This is a genomic window from Mongoliibacter sp. (assembly GCF_007692705.1).
In the GTDB taxonomy this organism is placed as follows: Bacteria; Bacteroidota; Bacteroidia; order Cytophagales; family Cyclobacteriaceae; genus Mongoliibacter.
In genome coordinates, this window is the sequence record NZ_REBN01000244.1 from 1 (window position 1) to 7,575 (window position 7,575).

Consider the following 7,575-nt stretch of genomic DNA (forward strand, 5'->3'; position numbering starts at 1 on the left):
TTTTGGCTCCTCTATTCGCTGCTTCCATAATGCCCGGACCACCCCCTGTCATTACGGCAAAACCCATTTGGCTCACGCGCTCCCCTACCTGCACTGCTAGTTGGTAAAATTTATCCTTCTCTTCAAATCTTGCCGAACCAAATACCGTGACACAGGGACCAATAAAATGGAGTATTCTAAAACCTCTGATAAACTCAAGCGCAACTTTTACAACAAATTTGAACTCCTTCCACCGAGTCTGTGGTCCAGCAAAAAAAGCCTCTTCCTCGGGATTGACCAGGGGTTGAAATGATTTTGGTTTTTCTTTAAGCATAGCAGCAATATTTGTTCATTTCCTAATTTAAGCAAAGTACGATTAAAGCCAATTCTTAGAGTGGGAATTCATTATGATATATGGCTCGCCTTAACAATGAATTCCTCTTATATTTATTTATCAAAAAAACCACAGCCTCATGAAAAGAAGACAATTTTCCAAAATCACCGGAGCATCACTCCTTGGTCTAGGCATCAATCCAACGTTGACTTGGTCAAAGAATACGGAAAATACTCTTAGGCTTGGAGGGCCGGTTTTTGAAAAATATGAAAATCCTGAAACTTGGGTAAAAGCAATACAAAAACTAAACTACAAAGCAGCCTACTGCCCCGTGGGAACAGATGCATCAGCAGAACTTATCAAAGCCTATGAATCAGCTGCACGAAAGGCAGATATTGTCATCGCTGAAGTCGGGGCATGGTCCAACCCCATCAGTCCTGACGAAGCTACAGCCAAAGCTGCATTTCAAAAATGCGTTGATTCCCTGCAGTTGTCCGAAGACATTGGTGCCAATTGTTGCGTAAACATCGCAGGAAGCAATAATCGTGAAAATTGGGCAGGCCCTCACCCTGATAACTTTTCCAAAGAAACTTTTGACCAAATCGTTGAAACTACCCGTAAAATCATCGATGAAGTTAATCCCAAAAGGACTTTTTTCACGCTGGAGGCAATGCCCTGGATCTTTCCCGAAAACCCGGATTCTTATCTTCAATTGCTCAAAGCAATTGACAGGAAAGCTTTTGGTGTCCACCTTGACCCTGTAAATATGATGGTGAGTCCTGCCGTATTTTATAAAAATGCAGCGTTGATCAAAGAATGTTTTGCTAAACTTGGACCTTATATCAAAAGCTGCCATGCAAAAGACCTCGTTCTAAAAGAGCGTACCTTTATGCCTCAATTCGATGAAGTGATTCCTGGGAGGGGGATGATGGATTACCGTGCATTTATGGGGGAGATCAAAAATTTACCCCATATTCCCTTAATGATGGAACATCTTGATACAGAAGAGGAGTATTTGGAAGGAGCAGGTTATATCAGAAGTATTGCAGAAGAAGTAGGTTTAAAAACCTAATTCCCCTGAGCCTCTTCATGCTATAATTCTAAACTTTAGAATTAAAAAAACAAAACCCAACCGTCAATTTCCTTTCGATTGGAAAATGGTAGGCTTGACTCTTCAAGCTTTTTAAGCTTAGACTTCTTTACCATCAACACTGTACGATCTGCTGACCGATTCACCAGCCATTCCGGATGCTCCTGAAGGTTGATGAGATTGGCTTTCCAATCTTCGCCTTTTTCAAACTGCACTTCCCTATTCAGGCTTTCATCACCATCGTAAAGAGAGATGATATTGAGATCTGTAAGAAATGACATAGATGGCATTCTTTTGTCATACACAAGGATATGTGCTGTATCGGGTAACTCTGTTTCAATAAAAGCCGCAATATGCTTTTGATCATTCATTAGTCCAGGATTACTCCCGAAAAAATAAGATGAGGAGGCTGTGATTCCCATCACAAAGAGGTAAGCTGCAAGAACTGTCCTATCCACTACTTTTAGTGAGGTTGCCCTTAAAGATATCAATAGGGAAGCGGTAATAACAAGGATAAAGAAAAACTTATAATTGAGAACAATATTTGAGTCTATCAAGGGACTCACTGCCAAACCAAGAAGGATAAGCGAATGAAATCCAAACTGAACCCTATCCCAAAATTTATGATTCTTTTCATCCAATCCCAACCAAACCTTAGCAGCTGCCAAAGCTATCCCTGGGTATACCGGTAGAATATAGAGAATCAATTTGGACTTGCTGATGGAAAAGAAGATTAAAGGGATGATAATCCAAGCCATCAAGAGCAGCATCTGCCGATCTTTTGACTTCCAGATTCTGCCAAAATTGGCTCCCAAGATCAAAACCCATGGAAAGGCTGTACCGATAAGCAATGCCGGATAAAACCAAACTGGTTGACTTCTGCTAAAGGTATCGGTGGCAAATCGCTGCACGGTATGTTTAAAAACGAAATAATCCAGGAATTGGGGATCTTCCAGATAAAGGATAACAAACCAGCTTAGCCCTGTCACTAGGAACAGCGCCAAACCCAGAAGGTGAAGGTGCCATGGACCCTGATTTACCTTCATGTAGAAAGCACTAAAAAGCACAAGAATTAAGGGAATAATCAGAACAACAGGACCTTTGGTCAAGAACCCCAAGCCCAACATCAGGTAAAAAAGGAGTAAAGATACCGCCTTATATTCCTGAAGGTATTTTAACCAAAAGTACACTGCCAACAATACAAACACCGCCAAATAAGCATCCGTAGTCAATGCTCTTCCCGCAATGATATAAGTAGGAAAAGCTGCAAAAATCATTGTACTGTAAAATGCTTTCTTATCATCCCGGAAATAAATCAGACCAATCCTGTATACCAAAAATAGCATGACCAATAAAGCCACTTGAAGGAAAATTCTGGCTGACCAGGAAGAGACACCAAATATTTTGTAGGAAAAAGCTGTAATCCAATAAGTCATTGGAGGCTTGTGATAATGGTGAATCCCCATCAGGGTAGGATGAAGATAATCTCCGGATTCCACCATCTCCTTACCAATCTGAGCATACCTGGCTTCACTGCTTTCGGTAACCGTCCAGTTATCCAGATTAAAAAAAAGTACAGCTGTGGTAAAAACCATTAAGGCAGCAAACCTGTAAGGTTTGAACTTAAGGAAAAGCGATATTGATCTTCTAAGCCCTTTTCTGTGATGAAGGTATAAGTTTCGCAAATATACAATTAGCCCAAAACCCTGTCCGATAAACAGTACTGCATCATTCCTCAGGATCGCATAACTGGCAATCAATACTGCACCAACTGTACTTATATACCAAAAAGAAACCGGAAAAGCCGATACCTTCAGTTTTTCGGAATAAATCCACTGTACCACAAATCTAGATGTGAATATCAGTTGCCCAAGTGTTCCCCAAGTGAGTAAAAACCCTTCGATTTCAGGATTATCAATCAGACCATTCCAGTCATAATCAAGACCGAAAATCAAAAACAAAAGCAGCAAGAGTGGTAAAGTAAAGGCAAACAACCTGACTACTTTCGGAAGTAGGGCCCATTCCCCCTTCAATTGAAGGTTTCTGATATAAATAAGGTAGCCTACCAATTGCCCACCAACAATCACAATGTCATTTCGGAAGAAACCATATACAATCAAAAGAAATGAGGCTACCAAACTCAATTGCCAAAACAGTGTTGGAGAAACAACCTTGTTTGCTTTTTCAGATTTAATAAGCTGCACCAGAAACCTGGCAGCAAAAAGTCCTTGGGCGAATAAGCCAAGAGCCAACAAAACCTGACTATTCATTGATTGGGTTTGGGTCAAAAAGTTTAGACTCTATTACCTGATATTTAATGTATCTTTTTTTCAATCTATGGACCAACAAAGTATCCAAAAAGGGCTGGACCATTCTATTAAAAGCATTGAACTTTGAAACCCCTTCCGTCCTGGCGAAATGTCTGACCGGTACAACTTTCACCTTTCCTCCATAAATTTGGGTAAGGGCTGGGAAAAACCTGTGGACACCATTGAAAAAGGGCAGTCTATTGGCGAATTCCCGATTGAATATTTTCAGAGGACAACCTGTATCCTTCATACCGTCTTTGAGAAAACTATTTCTGAACCAATTTGCAAAAGAGGAAGAAATCTTCTTCCCCAAGCCATCCTTTCTATCTTGTCTCTCACCGGTCACCAGTTGATATTCTCCCACAAAAGGTTCAAACTTCATAAAATCCTCAGGACTGGTTTGCAAATCAGCATCCATGTAGGCAACCCAGTTTGTTACTGCATGATCAAAACCAGCTTTGATTGCCGCACTCAGGCCAGCATTTTTTGAGAAGGAGACAAAGCCAAACCTGGAATCTTCCTTGCACACATTTTTAATCAAAGAAAGACTCTTGTCTTTGGAGCCATCATTGATAAAGAGCCCAAAAACCAAAAAAGCCGATTTTTCCATATAGGACGAAAGTGCTTTTTGAATTCTGGGAATATTCCCTTCTTCATTAAAAACCGGTATGATTACAGTGAGTGCCTTCATGCTGATCAAAAATTATCGCCAAAGATACCTATTTTGAATAAAAAAATTAGTTATTAACGTTTTTTTAAAGAATTATGAAATTTCCTTTGGTCTGAATAAAATTTCAAGCTGATTTCAAAAAAAAACATATGAATACTTGAACTTCTGCCTCAACAAAACAAATGAATGTTGTTGAAATGTAAAAAATCAAAAAACAGGTTAAAATTTAAACCACATTTAAGGGATTTTATGTAAAATCATAAAAATCAGGTTTAAATTTTAAGCATAAAAAAAGGAGTCTTTGTAAAAGACTCCAAATGTGGGTTTATTTGTAACTGACTACAGCCATATAAAAATTGGCAATTCGTGAACTTTAATTGTTTTTTCACTACCAATATTTCTTAAACTTATAAAAACTGATCGAAAAGACCATAAAAACCATAAAATATTTTTTAACAATCTTTTCAAACTAAAAACATCGTACTATAATATTGATTGATTTTGATAAACTTTAGGAGTCATTCCAAACTCGTTTTTAAATGCTCTTATAAAGTAAGTGGGATTATTGAATCCAGACATATAACAAACCTCCTGAATTTGGTTTGATCCTAATTTCAGGAAGTTTTTCGCCAACTTCAACCGTTCTTTAAGGATATATTCCATAGGACTCAGTCCGAGTTCATTTTTAAAGGTTCTGGAAAAATGAGCCTTACTCATGCAGGCTTTATTACTAAGTGCTTCCAACGTCAAATTCTCCCTGATATTAACTTTAATAAATTCAACTACGTGCGCTATCCTATTGGATGAAGCAAGAGACTGATAAGTCTTTTCCAACATATCCCTAGCCTGAGTCTGAGTTAGCCTTATCAAAAGCTCTTTCAAAGCAAAAGAGGCTATCAAATCTTTTTCTTTGGACCTTTCTTTGACTCCGATTTTGATAAACCTATTGATGATTTCCGAAAGGTCTTTTGTATTGATCAGGTGAAAACTGGATAGGTCAAGCCCCCACTCTTTGGTCAGTTCCTTATTAGGAAGTCTTTCATTGAGCAAATTGAAGGTATTGGATATCATTTCCTGAGAAATTGAAAGTGCAATACATTGGGTAGGTTTCTCGAGCTTAGCCTCTGGAAAATCTATCCGCATCACCTCGTTGGGTGGGACAATCACTGATTCCCCGGGGAGATAATCAAACCCTGGTTTATCAAAAAGGTGCATTACCTTCTTTCCTTTGAGCATTGTCGTCAACACCAAATCCCCAAAGACAAGACTGACATCCTTGGCCTCTTGATGAGTTTCAAAAATATTCAGTTCACAGTCGTGAAGCGTATAGGTAGTCCTATTTTCAACCAGTGTTTTCAGGTCTCTCTCATTCCTCCACGGTACACCGGATATAAAGTTGGTTTCAAGCATGGTTAATTGGGTTATTCCTAAAATTATCAAATATGATACATTAATCAAAACAGGTTGATAGTATGATTTGTTAGGTGGATTTTTTCAAAATTTAAGTAGGTAAATTTGAATAAATCCAAAATAATCAAAAAATATTATGTCAACATTAACCTTATCAGAAGCGAAGCCTGTAGACAGGCCTAGCATCAAAGAAAAATATGATCATTATATAGGAGGCAAATGGGTAGCCCCGGCATCAGGAGAATATTTTGACAACATTTCCCCTATTGACGGCAAGGCATTTTCCAAGGCTGCCAGAGGAAATAAAGAGGATGTAGAAAAAGCTCTGGATGCAGCTCACAAGGCATTCCCTTCCTGGTCCAAAACGTCTGCAGCTGAAAGATCACGCTTGCTCAACAAAATAGCAGATGTTATCGAAGAAAACCTGGAAATGCTGGCCCGAGTGGAAACCATAGATAATGGAAAGGCTTTGAGGGAAAGCCGAGCAGCGGATTTACCACTTTGTGTAGATCATTTCAGGTATTTTGCTGGGGTCATTCGTGCAGATGAAAGTACAATTTCAGAACACGATGAGCACACGGTAAGTATTGCATTGTCCGAGCCCCTAGGTGTTGTCGGACAGATCATTCCTTGGAACTTCCCTTTGCTAATGGCAACTTGGAAAATAGCTCCAGCATTGGCAGCAGGTTGTTGCACTGTGGTGAAACCAGCAGAGCAAACCCCCACCAGTATTATGGTCTTGATGGAGTTGATCGGTGACATCTTACCTCCAGGGGTACTGAATGTAGTGACTGGATTTGGTCCAGAAGCAGGTAAGCCACTTGCCACATCCAAAAGAGTAGCCAAAGTAGCTTTTACAGGTGAGACTACAACAGGTAGGTTGATCATGCAGTATGCATCTGAAAATCTTATCCCTGTGACCATGGAATTGGGCGGTAAATCTCCTAATATATTCATGAAATCAGTAGCTGATGCAGATGATGAATTTTTCGATAAAGCAGTGGAAGGTGCCGTAATGTTTGCACTTAATCAAGGTGAGGTCTGCACCTGCCCTTCAAGAATTCTTGTACATGAAGATATTTATGACAAATTCATGGAGAGAGTTGTAGAAAGAACCAAGGCTATTAAAATGGGTCATCCATTGGCAGAAGACACCATGATGGGAGCTCAGGCTTCTAATGATCAGTTTGAAAAGATTCTGTCCTATTTGGACATTGGAAAACAGGAAGGTGCGGAAGTATTGTGTGGTGGTGTAAAAGCCAGTTTAAATTCAGGTTTAGAAACCGGATATTATATACAGCCTACCATTTTCAAAGGGCACAATAAAATGAGGGTTTTCCAAGAGGAAATCTTCGGGCCTGTGACTTCTGTGACAACTTTCAAAACGACAGAAGAAGCCATTGAGATTGCCAATGACACCATGTATGGACTTGGTGCAGGACTTTGGTCTAGAGATGCGCATGAGCTGTATCAAGTACCGAGAGCTATCAAAGCTGGTCGTGTTTGGGTTAATTGCTATCATGCATATCCTGCTCATGCACCATTTGGTGGATATAAAAAATCTGGTTTTGGTCGAGAAAATCATCTGATGATGCTCAACCATTACAGACAAACTAAAAACATGTTGATCTCATACAACAAAAATAAGCTTGGATTCTTTTAGAAAATAGATTCCAGAAAAAAGACGCAAGAAACAAGAAGGGTTAACTCTCTTGACTCTTGCGTCTCTTTGTTTAAGAAGCAAATGATAAGAAGGGATGAAGGCGGAAGTTGGAAGGTTGAA

At 39.4% G+C, this 7,575-nt stretch carries 6 protein-coding genes; 2 read left to right on the forward strand and 4 right to left on the reverse strand.

Features of this window, described 5'->3' with window-relative positions; genetic code table 11:
• A partial coding sequence (locus tag EA341_RS17020) for an LOG family protein (RefSeq protein ID WP_367127748.1) occupies nucleotides 1-313 on the reverse strand: 313 nt, incomplete at its 3' end.
• Nucleotides 314-452: 139 nt separating this feature from the next.
• Here EA341_RS17020 and EA341_RS17025 point away from each other — a divergent pair.
• On the forward strand, nucleotides 453-1,385 hold the full coding sequence (locus tag EA341_RS17025) for a TIM barrel protein (RefSeq protein ID WP_293016372.1): 933 nt from the start codon (nucleotides 453-455) through the stop codon (nucleotides 1,383-1,385).
• 41 nt (nucleotides 1,386-1,426) lie between these two features.
• Here the strand turns inward: EA341_RS17025 and EA341_RS17030 are convergent, their stop codons facing one another.
• The 3 genes from EA341_RS17030 to EA341_RS17040 form a co-directional block, all read right to left on the reverse strand.
• Entirely contained in the window at nucleotides 1,427-3,673 is a 2,247-nt protein-coding gene (locus tag EA341_RS17030) for a lipid-A-disaccharide synthase N-terminal domain-containing protein (RefSeq protein ID WP_293016373.1), read from the reverse strand.
• Nucleotides 3,666-4,403 (reverse strand): glycosyltransferase, encoded by a 738-nt coding sequence (locus EA341_RS17035; RefSeq protein WP_293016374.1) that lies wholly within the window; start codon nucleotides 4,401-4,403, stop codon nucleotides 3,666-3,668. The genes EA341_RS17030 and EA341_RS17035 overlap by 8 nt, the downstream gene beginning before the upstream one ends.
• Before the next feature lie 462 nt (nucleotides 4,404-4,865).
• The gene (locus EA341_RS17040) at nucleotides 4,866-5,792 is read right to left on the reverse strand and encodes an AraC family transcriptional regulator (RefSeq protein WP_293016375.1); all 927 of its coding nucleotides are present in this window, start codon (nucleotides 5,790-5,792) and stop codon (nucleotides 4,866-4,868) included.
• 136 nt (nucleotides 5,793-5,928) lie between these two features.
• Between EA341_RS17040 and EA341_RS17045 the strand changes: the two genes are divergently transcribed.
• Entirely contained in the window at nucleotides 5,929-7,455 is a 1,527-nt protein-coding gene (locus tag EA341_RS17045; RefSeq protein WP_293016376.1) for an aldehyde dehydrogenase family protein, read from the forward strand.
• Nucleotides 7,456-7,575 lie beyond the last annotated feature (120 nt).

Excerpts from the sequence above, each read along its gene's own strand:
- EA341_RS17025 (WP_293016372.1), top strand. The coding sequence starts at position 453 with ATGAAAAGAAGACAATTTTCCAAAATCACCGGAGCATCACTCCTTGGT.
- EA341_RS17030 (WP_293016373.1), bottom strand. The coding sequence starts at position 3,673 with ATGAATAGTCAGGTTTTGTTGGCTCTTGGCTTATTCGCCCAAGGACTT.
- EA341_RS17035 (WP_293016374.1), bottom strand. The coding sequence starts at position 4,403 with ATGAAGGCACTCACTGTAATCATACCGGTTTTTAATGAAGAAGGGAAT.
- EA341_RS17040 (WP_293016375.1), bottom strand. The coding sequence starts at position 5,792 with ATGCTTGAAACCAACTTTATATCCGGTGTACCGTGGAGGAATGAGAGA.
- EA341_RS17045 (WP_293016376.1), top strand. The coding sequence starts at position 5,929 with ATGTCAACATTAACCTTATCAGAAGCGAAGCCTGTAGACAGGCCTAGC.